This is a genomic window from Streptomyces litchfieldiae (genome assembly GCF_031845365.1).
Lineage (GTDB): Bacteria > Actinomycetota > Actinomycetes > Streptomycetales > Streptomycetaceae > Streptomyces > Streptomyces litchfieldiae.
This window is the reverse complement of record NZ_JAVREL010000100.1, coordinates 1-464: the sequence shown is the minus strand read 5'-3', so window position 1 is coordinate 464 and position 464 is coordinate 1. Positions and strand designations below refer to the sequence as shown.

The 464-nt window shown below is 68.8% G+C and carries 1 pseudogene; it reads right to left on the bottom strand.

Annotated features, from left to right (window positions below):
* Positions 1 to 464, bottom strand: a pseudogene (locus RM590_RS35570) (hypothetical protein); the annotation flags it as partial.

Genomic DNA, 464 nt, shown 5'->3' with positions numbered 1-464 from the left:
ATGTCGAGGTGCAGCATCTTCTCGGCGGAGCGGCGCAGCAGCACGGCCGGCGGGGCGTCGGGGATGCGGACGGCGTGCAGGTCCACGTTGCGGGTGACGACCGGCATGGTCCGCCGCAGCCGGACCAGGGTGGTCAGGGCGCCGTGCGGGGCCTGGAGCGCGTAGAAGAGGAGGAAGCAGGCGACCGCTGTGTAGAACAGCGGCTCCTCCGCGAGGTCCAGCCGGGCCAGCAGCAGGATGACCATCAGCTGGCGCAGCAGGAAGCGGATGGACAGCCCGGCCCGCACCTTGCCGAGCCGGTTGATCAGATAGCTCCCCCGCTGGTGCAGATACCAGTCCGCGGCATACGTGACCGTCATGGCCGCCACGAAGAACCAGGTGTGCGGGATGAGCGCGGCAAGCATGACGCAGGGATAGCCCAGCCCCATCAACAACGCTGCCGCCAGTTCTGACCTGCTGCCCAC